Source organism: Ruegeria hyattellae (assembly GCF_041537925.1).
Lineage (GTDB): Bacteria > Pseudomonadota > Alphaproteobacteria > Rhodobacterales > Rhodobacteraceae > Ruegeria_C.
On sequence record NZ_JBGOSH010000006.1, the window covers coordinates 134,973 to 149,194 of the forward strand.

Sequence of the window (14,222 nt, forward strand, 5' to 3'; positions counted from 1 at the left end):
GGCTTACCTGCCCTAGTGCCCCAGCGCGCCCATCTGCTGCGGCAGATAGAGAACGATCACCGGCACCAGCACGATCAGCGCCAGCCTGAAGATATCGGCGACCCAGAACGGTGTGACGCCGCGAAAGATCGTGCCGGTCGACACATCGCCCACCACGCCTTTTAGGATGAACACGTTGAGGCCCACGGGCGGGGTGATCAGCGAGATCTCGGTCACCACGACCACGACGATCCCAAACCAGATCGGGTCATAGCCCAGCGATGTGACCAGCGGGAAGAAGATCGGCACTGTCAAGAGCAGCATTGACAGCGATTCAAAGACACAGCCCAGAATGATGTAGATGCCCAGGATCATCAGAATCACCACAAAAGGCGACACGTCATAGGCGGTTACCATGGCAATCAGCGCTTCGGGTAGACCGGCGAGGTTGATGAAGTTCGAGAATATCTGCGCACCGATCAACACCGAGAACAGCGCGGCGGCGGTAAAGCAGGTCTCTTTCAGGACTTCGAAGGTGGAGGATACTGTCAGCCCACCCCGGAACAGAGCAATCAGAAATGCGCCCGCCGCGCCCATGCCCGCTGCCTCAGTTGGGGAAAAGGTCAGGTTCAGCGGTTCGAAATCGAAGGCCCCGTAGAGCCCGCCGATCACCAGAAAGAAAAGCAGCAGAACCGCCCAGACCGACCCGAGCGCGCGCAACCGTTCTGCCCATCCCGCGCGCTCACCCGCAGGACCCGAGGCGGGGTTGCGCCAGACGGTCCAGCGCACCGCGAAGAGGTAGAAGAGGATGCCCAGCAGACCGGGAAAAATTCCCGCCATGAAGAGCTTGCCGATCGAGGTCTCGGTGAGCAGCCCGTAGATCACCAGAATAACCGATGGTGGGATCAGGATGCCCAGTGTACCGCCCGCTGCGATCGAGGCGGTGCTTAGCTCGTCGGAGTAGCCATAGCGGCGCATTTCCGGCATGGCGACCTTGGACATAGTGGCCGCCGTAGCAAGAGACGATCCGCAGATGGCAGAAAACCCGCCGCAGGCGGCCACGGTGGCCATGGCGATACCGCCGCGCATATGACCCAGAAACGCGTTTGAGACCGCATAAAGCTCGCGCGCCATGCCGCCCTTGTTCACGAACAATCCCATCAGGATGAAAAGCGGCACGACTGACAGGCCATAATCCTGCGCCGTGTCGGTGATTTGCCGCCCGACCATCGACATGGCGGCCTTGAGCCCGCGTTCGGAAAAGATCGAGCCGCCGCGCTCATAGGCAAAGCCCAGCGTTCCGACCAGACCCATCGCAAAGACGATAGGCAGACGGACCAGCACCAGCGCAAGAACCAGCGCAAATCCGATCAGTGCCGCCGTCATTGGGCAGTACTCCTGAGCAGGGCAGGGCAGAAGACATGCATCAGCCCGACGCACACCATCGCAATGGCAGTGAGTGCGGTTGCCGCGGTGATGAACCAGCCGATCAGATAGACCGGGATCGAGAGGTATTCGGTGACATCTCCATAACCGCGCGCCCGCTCGGCCAGGATCCAGACCCGCTGCACCGGCCAGATGAGCATGGTGCCGCTTGCCAGATAGATCACTGCATCCCGGGCCCGGCTGAGCCGGAAGCGGTGAAAAATTCCATCTGTCAGATCAACGGCGATATGGCCATTGGTGACCGAAACAATGGGCAGCACCGAAAAGACCAGAATGGCCATCAGGATGCGGGTGAGCTCGGTCGCGGCCTCGATCGGTGCGTTGAAGGCCGACCGCAGGATCACGTCGCAAAAGGTCATCACCATCAGAAGGAATAGCGCGGCACAGGCCGTCACGACGGGGATGATGCTCAACCTGCGCGCCAGTTTGATAAGGAATGTCATGCAAGGACCTTGATACAGGGGTGGACCCGGCGGGAGGACCCGCCGGATCGCATATCACTTAGCTTCCCGAAAGGTCCGATTTGATCTGTTCGTAGGCGGCATTGGCGTCCACGCCGGCCTCAGAAATCTCAGCCAACACCTTGTCGCGAACCTCTTCGGCGATGGTTGCGAATTTGGACTGATCGTCGTTTGATGCCTCGTTGATCGCATTCCCGTCCGCCGCTTCGGTGGCGGCGCGGCCCTCGGCGTCGATCTCATCCCAGATCTTGCCGATCTCACGGCTCAGCGGTTCGCCAAAGACCTGATCGTCCAGCTTTTTCTGCAGGTCTTCGGGCAGGTCGGCAAAGCTGTCTTCGTTCATGATGAAGGCAAATGAGCCACGGTAAAGCCCGCCGGGCATTTCATAAACGTTCTGCGCCACCTCGGTCAGCTTGAAGCCCTTGCGGGATTCCAGAGGCATCACAACGCCATCCGCCGCCTTCGAGGCCAGCGTTTCATAGACCTTCGGGGCGGGAACCTGAATGCCGGTCGCCCCCAGCGCCGAGCCGACATCACCGCCCACGCCGCCGGGGATGCGCACTTTCATGCCCGAAATGTCATCCAGCGATGTGACCGACGCGTTGGAATGCAATTGCGCGGGGCCGTGGGTGTGCAAGGCGATCACCTTCACACCGCGATGTTCATCCGCATCACGCAGGAACGCGTCATAAGCCCGCCAATAGGCGACCGAGGCCGCCTCGGCCGACCCCTCATAGCCCGGCAGCTCGATCAACTTCGTGGTGACGAAGCGGCCCGGCTGATAGCCGTGGAAGATGATCGAGGCATCCGCCGCGCCATCCATGATCAGGTCCATCTGAGCGGGGGGCGGGGCGATGCCCAGCTTCAGCTCGGCAGTGACTTGGCCGTCGGTGGCCTCTTCGACCATCTCGACAAATTTGGGCCACATCTTGGCGTTTATGCCGTGGGTGGGCGGTGCCCAGCTTGAGATTGTCAGCGTATAGTCGGCGGCCAGCGCCACCGTGCCGGACAGGGCAACGGCCGCTCCGGCAAGCAGCGTCGTCAGTTTGGTGAATTTGACCATTTCGTATCCTCCCTCAGAAAAGCGGTCGCTTGATACCGCGGTAATGGTTCATTTTGTAACCATCAATGCAGGCTCTCCTCGATCCTGCGAAACCTGCGGCCTCGGTATAGTTGATGAATTTATTGACCAACCGTTCGGTTTATGCAAGAAATTTGTCGAAATTATCGCAAAGCGGGCGGAGTATGTCGGACACGATTCTTGCGCATGATCACGGCGACTGGGTGGAGCTTACCCTGAACCGCCCGGACAGGCTGAACAGCTTTACCGAAGAGATGCATCTTGCCCTGCGCGCCGCGTTCGAACATGCGCGGCAAGACGGCGCGCGGGCGATCCTGCTGACCGGTGCGGGGCGCGGATTCTGTGCGGGGCAGGATTTGGGCGACCGCGATCCTGCAAAGATGGATGGCCCGCCCGATCTGGGTCACACGGTCCGGACATTCTATGCGCCGCTCATACGGCTGATCCGGTCGCTGGAGTTTCCGGTCGTCTGCGCCGTCAACGGGGTCGCGGCGGGGGCCGGGGCCAATCTGGCGCTGGCTTGCGATATTGTTCTGGCAGGCGACGGCGCGCGGTTCATCCAGTCTTTCGCCAAGGTCGGGCTGATCCCGGATACCGGCGGCAGCTGGCACCTGCCACGCCTGTTGGGCGAGGCGCGAGCCAAGGGCCTGGCGCTTACCGCCGAACCGCTTTCGGCTCGGCAGGCCGAAGACTGGGGGCTGATCTGGAAGGCGCTGCCGGATGAGGCGTTGATGGACGAGGCGCGGGTGTTGACCACCCGTCTGGCGCAGGGGCCGACGCTGGGCCTCGGATTGACCAAGCAGGCCATTCAAGCTGCCGCCACCAACAGCCTGACGGATCAACTGGAGTTGGAGGCCGACGCGATGAAGACCTGCGGCGAGAGCGCCGATTATGCCGAGGGCGTGTCTGCCTTTCTGCAAAAGCGCGCACCGGTCTTCAAGGGGCGCTGACCATGACGCCTGCCGAACGCGCCGCCAAAGCTGCCGCCGCCATGTGGGCCACAGATATGGCCTCGAAATGGGCTGGAATGGAGCTTGTCGAGGTCGACGAGGCCCGCGCGGTGCTGGAGCTGACCATCGCCCAGCACCATTGCAACGGACACGGCATCTGCCATGGCGGAGTCACCTTCATGCTGGCCGACAGCGCCTTTGCCTTTGCCTGCAACAGCCGCAACCGCTCCACCGTCGCCCAGACAAACGCGATCACCTTTGTCACGCCGGGGCGGCTGGGCGATCGTTTGCGCGCCGAGGCGCGTGAGGTCAGCCTGACCGGGCGCAGCGGCCTATACGATGTAACCATCGCCAATCAGAGCGGCCAGACGATTGCTGAGTTTCGCGGCTGTTCGCGAGCGATCGGCGGCACGCTCTTTGACGAAGACTGAGACGAGGAGGACGCCATGAAGGATCTGACCCCCGACCGTGGTACGCTTAACCCGATCGAGATCGCCTCGATCGACGAGATTCGGGCACAGCAGTTGCAGCGACTGAAATGGTCGCTGCACCATGCCTATAAAAATGTGGCAATGTACCGGCAGCGTTTTGACGACGCGGGGGTGCATCCGGGCGATCTGCACAGCCTGAGCGATCTGGCGAAGTTCCCCTTCACGATCAAATCCGACCTGCGCGACAATTACCCGTTTGGCCTGTTTGCGGTTCCACGCGATCAAATCCTCCGCATCCATGCGTCATCCGGCACCACAGGCAAACCGACAGTGGTGGGCTATACCAAGCGTGACATCGACAACTGGGCCGATCTTGTGGCGCGGTCGATGCGGGCCAGCGGCACCCGGCCCGGCGATCTGGTGCATGTGGCCTATGGCTATGGCCTATTTACCGGCGGGTTGGGCGCGCATTACGGGGCCGAGCGGTTGGGATGTACCGTGATCCCGATATCGGGCGGTATGACCGAACGGCAGGTCACCCTGATCGAGGATTTCCGGCCCGACACCATCATGGTGACGCCGTCATATATGCTCAACATTCTGGAGCAGTTCCATAAGCAGGGGCTGGACCCGCGCGACTGCTCGCTTTCGGCCGGTATCTTCGGGGCCGAACCCTGGACCAATGCCATGCGGTCCGAGGTCGAAGCTGCCTTCGATATGCACGCTGTCGATATCTACGGGCTGAGCGAGATCATGGGACCGGGTGTGGCCAATGAATGCGTGGAAACCAAGGACGGGCTGCATATTTGGGAGGATCATTTCTACCCTGAGATCATCGACCCCGAAACCGGTGCGGTGCTGCCCGATGGCGAGATGGGCGAACTGGTCTTCACCACGCTCACCAAGGAGGGGTTGCCGATGGTGCGATACCGCACCCGCGACCTGACGCGGCTCTTGCCCGGGACGGCGCGATCGATGCGGCGGATGGAAAAGATCACCGGGCGGAGCGATGACATGATCATTCTGCGCGGGGTGAACGTGTTCCCCAGCCAGGTTGAGGAACAGGTGATGGCCACTGGCGGGCTGGCACCCTATTACCAGATCGAGCTTTATACGGCAGGCCGCATGGATGCGATGCGGGTGCATGTCGAGGCGCTGCCGGACGCGGCTGACGAGTTGAGCCGCACAGCGGCGGTGCGGATGCTGGGCAAGCGGATCAAGGATGTGGTTGGTGTCTCGACCGAGATCATCGTGGGTGATCCCGGCGACGTGGAACGCTCGCAGGGCAAGGCCCGGCGGGTTGTCGATAACCGGAACAAGGGGTGACGGCTTGGCCCGTACAATCGCAAAAGACCACGACCAGAAACGCAACCAGATCCTTAAATCGGCGGCCCGCGTGTTCGCGCGCGATGGTTATGACCGCGCCTCGATGTCGATCCTGGCGCGGGAATGCGGGATATCGAAGGCCAATATCTATCATTATTATGACAGCAAGGATGCGATCCTGTTCGACATTCTCGACAGCTATCTCTGCGCATTGCGGGACCGGGTGACAGGGATCGATCTGGACGGGCTCGACCCCGAAGAGCGGCTGCGCCGGATCGTGGCCGAGATATTGCTGGCCTATCAGGGGTCGGATGACGAGCATCAGGTGCAGATCGGGTCAATGTCGGCGCTGTCGGAAGAGCAGCAGCGCCAGATGCGCCTCTATCAGCGCGATATGGTCCGGTTCATGAGTGACGCGCTGCGCACGGCAGCCCCCGACGCGTTCGATGGGGACGACGACCGCCTGCGCGCGGCGACCATGTCGGTCTTCGGTATGCTAAATTGGTATTACATGTGGAATAGCGGCGCCGGCTCCGGCGCGCGCGAGGATTATGCGGCGCTGGTGGCCGATCTGACACTGGGCGGCATCCGGGGCCTGTAGAATCAGGATCCTGGTGCGGACAAGCAATTTCGAAATCGCTTGCAAGGCGTTTGCAAGAGCCTTGGTGCCTTGCGGCTCAGGGCTTGCGCAACCCAAGATCCGTCAGCTTATCCGACGTCTCGGCCTGCCATCGTGCGCGCAAATCGGCGTTGCGAGTCCGGCGCAGACCAAAAGCGTGCAATGTCTCGAAACGTTGCGATTGACCGGTCCCGAAACTTTGCGCGACGCGTGGCCACCAATAGTCGACAGAGCTTTGCAGGGCCTCCTTGTCGCCGGTTTCCAACAGCTTGCGCAGGCCCTCTTCGGCCAGCTCAGCGTGATGTGCCTCAATCGGTGCGATGGTGCGGAAGGCCTCGGCCAGCGGCTGATAGGAAACAAGCGAAAACTCTGCCAATTGCACCGCCACCGCACGGCCCATCAGCAGGTTCATCACCACCGCATCGGTCCAGCCCTGCAGCGGGTAGTTGAACACCGCAAGCCGCATGTCGTGGTCGCCCCGGGACGCGCCGATATCGGCATCGCGGTCCAGCCGCGCGGTCCAGGGGTGGTGGGTGGCGTAGCGGTCGGCATCGACGCCGAACTCGCTCATGATCCCCAGCACGCGATCGGCATTTGCGCTTTTCTCCAGCACGATCCGGGCAGCAGCGATGCGTTCCTTGATGCCCGGCGCCTCATTTAGGACATCGGCAAAGCCCGCCGCCCCGGCCAACTCGCTGTCCACGAATGTCGCCATCAGCTTCATCAGTTCGGCCCGGTAACGGGGCGGTACGTTGGTGGGGTTGCTCAGAATGCCGCCCGCGGCCAGATAGGTGTCTAGTGTCATTTCCTCGGACATGCGCGTCTCCTTACTGGTCGTAATCGACCGCAACGCGGTCGGTGAGCGGATAGGACTGGCAAGACAGGACATAGCCCTGTTCAACCTCATAATCCTCAAGCGCATGATTGGCGATCATATCGACCTCGCCTTCGGTGACCCGACAGCGGCAGGTCGAGCAGACCCCGGCCTTGCAGGCAAAGGGCGCATCCATCGCGTTTTCCAGTGCGGCGTCGAGGATCGAGACATCCTTGCCCATCGTGATGGTCTGCGTCGCGCCGTCCAGCGTGATTGCGGTGCTGGCCTGGTTGGCGCTGCTGGAGGTCTGTCCCGCCGCGACCTTTTGTTTCATTCGGCCGGGTTGGGCACTGGCAAACAGTTCGAACTTAATCTGGGCATCCTCCATCCCATGCGCCCGCAATGCCGCGGCGATCCCCAACATCATCGGCTCGGGGCCACAGATGAAGGTGGTGTCCACATCTTCGATATCGATCCAGTTGCGGAACAGGTCGGCGCATTTTTCCTGCGTCACCAGCCCGGTGAATAGGTCGATCTCCTGCGTATCGCTCTCAAGGATGTGGATCACGTTCAACCGGCCCATATGCAGGTTCTTGAGATCCTCAAGCTCTTCGCGGAACATGATCGAGCTTACGCCCCTGTTCGCATAAACCAGTGTGAAGCGCGATTTCGGCTCCCGTGCCAGTGTCGTCTTGAGGATCGACAGGACCGGTGTGACGCCGGAGCCGCCCGCGAATCCCAGATAGTGCTTTTGTTGATCGCCATCGAGGAGGGTGTGAAAGCTGCCCATTGGCGGCATCGCCTGAAGCGTCTCGCCCACCTGCAGCTCTTCGTTGGCAAAGGTGGAAAACGCGCCACCCTCGACCCGCTTGATTCCAACCTGCAACACGCCGTCATCCAGTCCCGTGCAAATCGAGTAGGAGCGGCGCAGCTCTTCGCCCTCAAAATCGCGGCGAAAGGTCAGGTACTGGCCCTGAGTGAATCCGAAGGTCTCGCCTGATCCGTCGGCGGGTTTCAGCGTGACGATCACCGCATCACGGATGGTCTTTTGGATGTCGGTCACTTCCAGATCGTGAAACTGTGCCATCCGCACTCTCCTTTTTGCATCGGGCTCAGATGCACTTGAAATAGTCGAAAGGTTCCAGACAATCGGTGCAGCGCCAATGGGCCTTGCAGGGGGTCGAGCCAAACTGGCTGACCCTCTCGACCGATGCGCTGCCGCAACGCGGGCAGTTGCTCGGACCGCCCGCAGGCTGCGGCGGCGCGATGCCGTATTCCATCAACTTCTCCCTGCCTTTCTGACTGAGCCAGTCGGTGGTCCAGGCGGGCGCAATCTGTGTCTTCAACTCCAGCTGCTGCACCCCGCGATCCCGCAGCGCGGTTTCGATATCCATCGCGATCACCGAGGTCGCGGGACAGCCCGAATAGGTGGGCGTCACCGTTACGGTCAGCGTCTCGCCTGTCCAGGCCACATCACGCACAATGCCCAGATCCACTACCGAGATTACGGGGATTTCGGGGTCGGGTACGGCATCCAGCCAATCCCAGATCTGATCTGTGGCGGGCTGTTCCATGGGCCTACCAAACTGCGTCCGGATAGGCGCGGGGCAGCCATTGCATTTGGCTCAGAAGGTGGCCCAGATGTTCGGTATGCATGCGCCCGTCGCGCCCGCCCTTGTGGGCAAAGCGGGTGTCGGGAACGGTCAACGTGGCCTCTGTCAGGATGCGTCCGGTCAGCTGGTCATACTCGCTGTGCAGGCTGGCGGGGTCGGGCGCGATGTCCGCATCGAACATCGCCGCATCAACAGCGTCGCTGGCAAACATTTCGCCCACATAGGGCCAGAGATAATCCAGCGCGGTCTGCATCCGGCCATGGCTTTCCTCGGTGCCGTCGCCAAGCCCGACCACCGTGTCGCCAGAGCGTTCCAGGTGATAGGTCACCTCCTTGCCCGCCTTTTCGGCGATCGCCGCGACACGCGCGTTCGACGAGCTCTGCAACCGGCCTAGCATGATAGAGTGCCAGGCATCGAACAGGAACTGGCGCATCAGGGTCTGTCCGAAATCGCCATTCGGCATCTCGACCAGCAGCACGTTCCTAAAATCCCAGACATCGCGCCGAAAGGCCAGGTCGTCGCCAGTCTTGCCCTCACCCTGAACCTCTGCCGCCAGCCCCAGCCACATCTGCGTCTGCCCGATCAGGTCCAGCGCGGTGTTGGCCAGCGCAATGTCTTCCTCAAGCACGGGCGCATGGCCGCACCATTCGCTGACCCGATGCCCGAGGATCAGCGTGTTGTCCCCCATGCGCAGCAGGAATTGCAGCAGCGCCGCGTCATTTGCGATCGGGGCGGTCATCACATCGCCCCCACATCGTCGGGAATGTCAAAGAAGGTCGGGTGGCGGTACACTTTCGATTCCGAGGGCTCGTAGAGGGGACCTTTGTCGCCGGGCGAAGAGGCCGCGATGTTGTTCGCCTCGACCACCCAGATCGAGACCCCCTCATTGCGGCGGGTATAGACGTCGCGGGCATTCTTGATCGCCATTTCGGCATCGGGCGCATGCAGGCTGCCCACGTGACGGTGGCTCAGCCCGTGCTGACCGCGGATGAAAATTTCCCAGAGGGGCCATTCGTGTATCATCTCGCGTCCTCCTTTTCGTCGTGTTTTGTGGTGGCAAGACCGGGCCTCGCGCCCGGTTCCATGTCCTGCCCAAAGGCGATGCGGTGCCCGTCGGGGTCGATGATGTCGAAATCATCGCAGCCATAGGGATTGTCGCACCGGATCTCGGTCATCTCCAGCAAAGCAAGCGCACTGAACTCCGCATGCAGGGCCGAGACATTCTCGACATAGACATAAACAGCCCACCATTGATTGGTCGGGACAGGTTTTTCACCGCCATCCAGTGCGATGCTGATCCCGTCGCGCTGCACGATGCAAAAACACGGCGGATCGCCCCAGAAGCCATGATGGAAGAACCCGAGCCTTTCGTAGAAGGCTGCCGAGGTCACCACATCGCGGACCTGCAGAACCGGCATGGTGCGCATCATGCTCATTCTGCTGCCACCTGCCGGGCTTTGCTGCGCTTTCTTTTCTTTTCACCATGGGCCAGCAGCCCGTCTCGCGCCCATTTGCCGTCATCCCAGGCCTTGTTCCGGGCAGCCATCCGATCGCTATTGCAAGGGCCATTGCCCTTGATGACCTCAAAGAACTCGGACCAGTCCGGTTCGCTGAAATCGTAATGCCCGCGTGCCTCATTCCATGACAGATCGGGGTCGGGAACCGTCAGCCCCAGATACTCGGCCTGTGGCACGGTCTGGTCGACGAATTTCTGGCGCAGCTCGTCATTGGTGTTGATCTTGATCCTCCACGCCATCGACTGCGCCGAATGGATCGAGTCCTTGTCCGATGGCCCGAACATCATCAGTGACGGGTACCAGAACCGGTTCAGCGCATCCTGGGCCATTCGGCGCTGTTCCGGCGTACCTTCGGCCATCTTGCGGATCGCATCATAACCCTGCCGCTGATGAAAGCTCTCTTCCTTGCAGATCCGGACCATGGCGCGGGCATAGGGTCCGTAAGAGGTGCGTTGCAGTGGCACCTGGTTCATGATTGCCGCGCCATCCACCAGCCAGCCCACCGCGCCGATATCGGCCCAGTTCAGCGTCGGGTAGTTGAAGATCGAGCTGTATTTCATACGCCCGTCCAGCAGCATTTCGGTCAGCTCGTCACGGCTGACGCCCAGCGTTTCCGCCGCGCAGTACAGATATAGCCCATGGCCCGCTTCATCCTGCACCTTGGCCAGCAGGATCGCCTTGCGTTCCAGCGTCGGCGCGCGGGTGATCCAGTTGCCCTCGGGCAGCTGGCCGACGATCTCGGAATGGGCGTGCTGGCCGATCTGGCGGATCAGGGTCTGACGATAGCCATCGGGCATCCAGTCTTTCGGCTCGATCTTGTCGCCCCGGTCGATGCGCTCCTGAAACGCGCGTTCTTCGGGGGTCATTTTATCGCGGGGTGTCACGCCCTGACCGGTGGATTTCACCATCTGTGCATACATTGTCGACCTCCTCTCTCACATCCGCGTCCGCGCTGGCCCGGAACGCCCTGTTCCGGTCTCCTGCTGATCGAAGTCAATAAGTGACCGGTTGGTCGGGGAATAAAGCGCAACGCGATTCGCGGCAAGTAAATTGTAACACGATTTGGTTTCCCGGGCGAATTTTGTAACGTGTCTTGGCGAGTCAATCCCGTATCAGATCAGGCAAACTGAACGATGGCAGCCTCAAAATCCTCGGTTCCGATCACCCTGGTATGGTGGCCCTTGCCGGTCAGATCCTCCATGCGCCAGATATCGCCCTGGGCGATTTCGCGGGTGTCCCCGTCGCTGGCGGTCACACAGACGCGCCCCTTCAAACAGATCAGCAACTGCCGAATGGGCGAGGTGTGGGCGGGCTCGTCCCAGCCCGCCGGAAGACGGAGAAAGACAACGCTGTGCGCGGCCTCCGGCTCCGAGACCAGTATGCCCTGCGCTGGCGGAGCAAAGACGCGCTCGGTCAGGTGGATCCCGACCTCCTGCCAGCGGCTTTCGCCTTGGTCGTCGGAATAGAGATGATGGTATCGCATGTCTCACCAATCTGTTTTGTTGCACCGACCGCCGGCAACGCTAGGCGGCTGCGTTCAAAGCTGACCGGCCTCTTCCAGAACCTTGCGGGCAACGCGAAAACACTCCAGCGACTGCGGGACGCCGCAATAGATGCCGATCACATGGATAATCGCGCGAACCTCTTCCTTGGTCACACCATTGTTGAGCGCGCCTCGGCAGTGAATCTCCCATTCATGCATTTTACCTAGCGCTCCGATCATGGCGAGATTCATCATCGACCGAGTCTTGGGCTCGATCACATCGTCGCCCCAGCCGAAGCCCCAGCACCAGGCGGTCATCGCTTCCTGAAAGGGGCGGGTGAAGTCGTCGGCCTGGGCCAGATTGTTCTCCACATAATCGGCACCAAGGGTTCCCTTGCGCTGCTCCAAGCCCTTCAGGAAAAGGTCTTCGTCAAAGATCTCGGTCATATTTTGTCCCTTCCATCGGTTTCCGGCCCAAGAAAATTCGAGTTTTCTTGGCAAATTTCTTGCAAGAAATTTGTATGCTCAGCGGTCGACCGCCTCGCGCATCCATTTCTGTAGCGTAGCGATGGAATGTTCCGACATCACGCCGCAATTGGGGTCCAGCACCAGCGGGCCGGGGCGGTAGCCGCGCGATTTCAACCCGCGATGGACCGACTCGACCAGTCTGATATCCTCTTCGACCGTGGTATCGCGGTCCTGCATGGCCAGTTGCCGGATCACCTCGCTGTCCGATCCAGCCTCGGTGTACCAGCCGCGCCAGACGGTGCAGTGATCGACGCCGCGCGCACGCCAATGATAGGTGTTCAGCACATTTCCCGGATAGACCTGGAAAGAGAACATCGGCCACAGGAACCAACTGCGGTAGTCGCCCGCGTGGTCATTGGCGCTTGGATCAATCGGGTAGGACATCGCGTCGAGGCTCTGGCACTCGGTCGTATGGCGCAGGGCATAACCGCGCTCAAGCGGCTGGATGTCATAAGTGTCGGGTTTGACGACACCGGTGGAAAAGGTCGGGTGGTTGATCGCGCAGTGATAACATTCCGAGTAGTTCTCGACGCTAACCTTCCAGTTGCAGTTTTCAGGCACTTCGACCCAGTCCAGCGGCTCCAGCCCGTCAATCTGGGGCACATAGGCGCGCAGTTCTTCGCGGACGCCCGGGTACCAGTCGTCCATCGGTGCGGCGTCGTCGTCGAGATTGACGAAGATGAAGCCGTTGAACAGCTCGGTCCGGACCGGGGTCAGGCAGATCGCACTGCGGTCGAAACCGGGGACCGACTTGATGTTCGGTCCCGCGCGCAGGGCACCCGTCAACTCGTAGGCCCAGGAATGGTAGGGGCAGACGACGACGCGAGCATTGCCCGATCCTGTCACCATCTCATGGGCGCGGTGCTGACAGACGTTGTAGAAGGTGCGGATCTCACTATCGCGGCCCCGGATGCAGAATAGGTTTTGCCCGGCGATCTCGAAGGTGAAATAGTCGCCCGTCTCGCGGACCTGGCTGACATGGCCTGCGAATTGCCAGGTCTGCGACATCAACCCCGCCAGTTCGCGTTCATAAATCTCGGGATCGGTGTAATAGCGGGCTTCGAGCGAGCGCGTCAGGGGGGCAGTCATTCCGGCTCCTCCGCGTAGATGCCAAGAAGATGGCGGCGCTTGTGAAAGCGTTCGACCCGGTCGACGATCTCGTCGCTGCTGACCGCGATCACAAAGGACAGGAGCGTTTCCAACACTGCGATGGTCGAGACCGACGAGGGGAAGAATTGCGGTGTGTCGGCGGCCACGACAAAACCGTGATCGGCGCTCAGGATGATCGGGCTGGCCGGGCTGTCCGACAGAGCGATCACGGTCAGCCCCTGTTCACGGGCCAGTTTCACCGCCTCGATCACCTCGGTGCGGTAGGGTTTGCAGGTCATCGCGATCAGCACGTCCTGATCATCGGCCCAGGCCAGATCGTCGACCGGGGTCGAGCCGGGTCGGGGAATCGCGTGAAACTGCTTCATGCCGGTTGAGGCGAGATAGGTGAAGTTGCGGGCGTTTGCATTGTTGACGCCGACGCCCAGCGTGAACACCTGCCGCGAGGTCCAGATCCTCTGCGCCGCCGCCTGCAGGCTGGCAGCATCTATCCCGGCAAATGTCTCTTCGATATTGCGCAGGGCGGCGCCGATCATGTCGGCATAGAGCCCGCCGAGTTCGCCGGATTTTCCGATGTCCTGCAGCCAGCGGGCGCGATCCGGGAAGGACGCGGTGTTGTTTCGGATAGCCTCGCGGAAGGGCGCGCGGAAATCCTCGTAGCCGTCAAAGCCGACCTGCCGCGCCATCCGGACCAGCGTGTTGGGCTTGACCTTGGCGGCCTCGGCAATCTCGCGCACGGTCGAAACGCCCACCTCAGTGGGGTTCTCCAGCACATAGCGCGCGGCTTTTTGCGCTTCCGGGGTGAGCGCGTCCCACTCGTCGGTAAGACGTTCCAGGACTGGTGATGATACATTTGTGTCATTCATG

The 14,222-nt window shown here is 61.2% G+C and carries 18 protein-coding genes; 4 read left to right on the forward strand and 14 right to left on the reverse strand.

From position 1 onward, the window contains the following. Positions 1–12 precede the first annotated feature (12 nt). The 3 genes from AB1E33_RS16085 to AB1E33_RS16095 are packed head-to-tail and all read right to left on the reverse strand — an operon-like array spanning position 13 to position 2,949. The gene (locus tag AB1E33_RS16085; protein ID WP_372578290.1) at positions 13–1,365 is read right to left on the reverse strand and encodes a TRAP transporter large permease; all 1,353 of its coding nucleotides are present in this window, start codon (positions 1,363–1,365) and stop codon (positions 13–15) included. Further along, positions 1,362–1,868 carry a TRAP transporter small permease gene (locus tag AB1E33_RS16090; RefSeq protein ID WP_372578291.1) on the reverse strand — a complete coding sequence of 169 codons (507 nt, stop codon included), beginning with the start codon at positions 1,866–1,868 and terminating at the stop codon, positions 1,362–1,364. The genes AB1E33_RS16085 and AB1E33_RS16090 overlap by 4 nt, the downstream gene beginning before the upstream one ends. Positions 1,869–1,926: 58 nt before the next feature. After that, positions 1,927–2,949, reverse strand: a complete 1,023-nt coding sequence (locus tag AB1E33_RS16095) for a TRAP transporter substrate-binding protein (protein ID WP_372578292.1) — start codon at positions 2,947–2,949, stop codon at positions 1,927–1,929. A gap of 182 nt (positions 2,950–3,131) precedes the next feature. On the opposite strand from AB1E33_RS16095, the gene paaG reads away from it, so the two are divergent. The 4 genes from paaG to AB1E33_RS16115 are packed head-to-tail and all read left to right on the forward strand — an operon-like array spanning position 3,132 to position 6,275. Beyond that, entirely contained in the window at positions 3,132–3,917 is a 786-nt protein-coding gene (gene paaG, locus AB1E33_RS16100; RefSeq protein WP_372578293.1) for a 2-(1,2-epoxy-1,2-dihydrophenyl)acetyl-CoA isomerase PaaG, read from the forward strand. A 2-nt stretch (positions 3,918–3,919) separates the two neighbouring features. Then, on the forward strand, positions 3,920–4,348 hold the full coding sequence (paaI, locus tag AB1E33_RS16105; protein WP_372578294.1) for a hydroxyphenylacetyl-CoA thioesterase PaaI: 429 nt from the start codon (positions 3,920–3,922) through the stop codon (positions 4,346–4,348). A 15-nt stretch (positions 4,349–4,363) separates the two neighbouring features. Next, complete coding sequence (gene paaK / locus AB1E33_RS16110; protein ID WP_372578295.1) at positions 4,364–5,674, forward strand: phenylacetate--CoA ligase PaaK; 1,311 nt, start codon at positions 4,364–4,366, stop codon at positions 5,672–5,674. Between the two features lie 4 nt (positions 5,675–5,678). Next, on the forward strand, positions 5,679–6,275 hold the full coding sequence (locus AB1E33_RS16115) for a TetR/AcrR family transcriptional regulator (RefSeq protein WP_372578296.1): 597 nt from the start codon (positions 5,679–5,681) through the stop codon (positions 6,273–6,275). Between the two features lie 76 nt (positions 6,276–6,351). Here AB1E33_RS16115 and AB1E33_RS16120 read toward each other — a convergent pair whose 3' ends face one another. From AB1E33_RS16120 to AB1E33_RS16170, 11 genes are all read right to left on the reverse strand, one after another. Then, positions 6,352–7,110 (reverse strand): Phenylacetic acid catabolic protein, encoded by a 759-nt coding sequence (locus AB1E33_RS16120; RefSeq protein WP_372578297.1) that lies wholly within the window; start codon positions 7,108–7,110, stop codon positions 6,352–6,354. A gap of 10 nt (positions 7,111–7,120) precedes the next feature. Beyond that, positions 7,121–8,194: a 2Fe-2S iron-sulfur cluster-binding protein gene (locus AB1E33_RS16125; protein WP_372578298.1), complete on the reverse strand. Its 1,074-nt coding sequence runs from the start codon at positions 8,192–8,194 to the stop codon at positions 7,121–7,123. 25 nt (positions 8,195–8,219) lie between these two features. Next, positions 8,220–8,681 carry a 1,2-phenylacetyl-CoA epoxidase subunit PaaD gene (gene paaD, locus AB1E33_RS16130; RefSeq protein ID WP_372578299.1) on the reverse strand — a complete coding sequence of 154 codons (462 nt, stop codon included), beginning with the start codon at positions 8,679–8,681 and terminating at the stop codon, positions 8,220–8,222. Positions 8,682–8,685: 4 nt separating this feature from the next. Then, positions 8,686–9,459, reverse strand: a complete 774-nt coding sequence (paaC, locus tag AB1E33_RS16135; protein WP_372578300.1) for a 1,2-phenylacetyl-CoA epoxidase subunit PaaC — start codon at positions 9,457–9,459, stop codon at positions 8,686–8,688. Continuing rightward, complete coding sequence (gene paaB, locus AB1E33_RS16140; protein ID WP_372578301.1) at positions 9,459–9,743, reverse strand: 1,2-phenylacetyl-CoA epoxidase subunit PaaB; 285 nt, start codon at positions 9,741–9,743, stop codon at positions 9,459–9,461. Before paaB ends, paaC begins: the two co-directional genes overlap by 1 nt. Next, positions 9,740–10,156, reverse strand: a complete 417-nt coding sequence (locus tag AB1E33_RS16145; RefSeq protein ID WP_372578302.1) for a glyoxalase superfamily protein — start codon at positions 10,154–10,156, stop codon at positions 9,740–9,742. Before AB1E33_RS16145 ends, paaB begins: the two co-directional genes overlap by 4 nt. Beyond that, positions 10,153–11,157, reverse strand: coding sequence for a 1,2-phenylacetyl-CoA epoxidase subunit PaaA (gene paaA, locus AB1E33_RS16150; RefSeq protein ID WP_372578303.1), 1,005 nt, complete (start codon positions 11,155–11,157; stop codon positions 10,153–10,155). Before paaA ends, AB1E33_RS16145 begins: the two co-directional genes overlap by 4 nt. Before the next feature lie 197 nt (positions 11,158–11,354). Then, positions 11,355–11,720, reverse strand: coding sequence for a cupin domain-containing protein (locus tag AB1E33_RS16155; protein WP_372578304.1), 366 nt, complete (start codon positions 11,718–11,720; stop codon positions 11,355–11,357). A 54-nt stretch (positions 11,721–11,774) separates the two neighbouring features. Next, positions 11,775–12,167 (reverse strand): carboxymuconolactone decarboxylase family protein, encoded by a 393-nt coding sequence (locus AB1E33_RS16160; RefSeq protein WP_372578305.1) that lies wholly within the window; start codon positions 12,165–12,167, stop codon positions 11,775–11,777. Positions 12,168–12,245: 78 nt separating this feature from the next. After that, the gene (locus AB1E33_RS16165; RefSeq protein WP_372578306.1) at positions 12,246–13,337 is read right to left on the reverse strand and encodes an aromatic ring-hydroxylating oxygenase subunit alpha; all 1,092 of its coding nucleotides are present in this window, start codon (positions 13,335–13,337) and stop codon (positions 12,246–12,248) included. Further along, entirely contained in the window at positions 13,334–14,221 is an 888-nt protein-coding gene (locus tag AB1E33_RS16170) for a MurR/RpiR family transcriptional regulator (protein ID WP_372578307.1), read from the reverse strand. Before AB1E33_RS16170 ends, AB1E33_RS16165 begins: the two co-directional genes overlap by 4 nt. Position 14,222 lies beyond the last annotated feature (1 nt).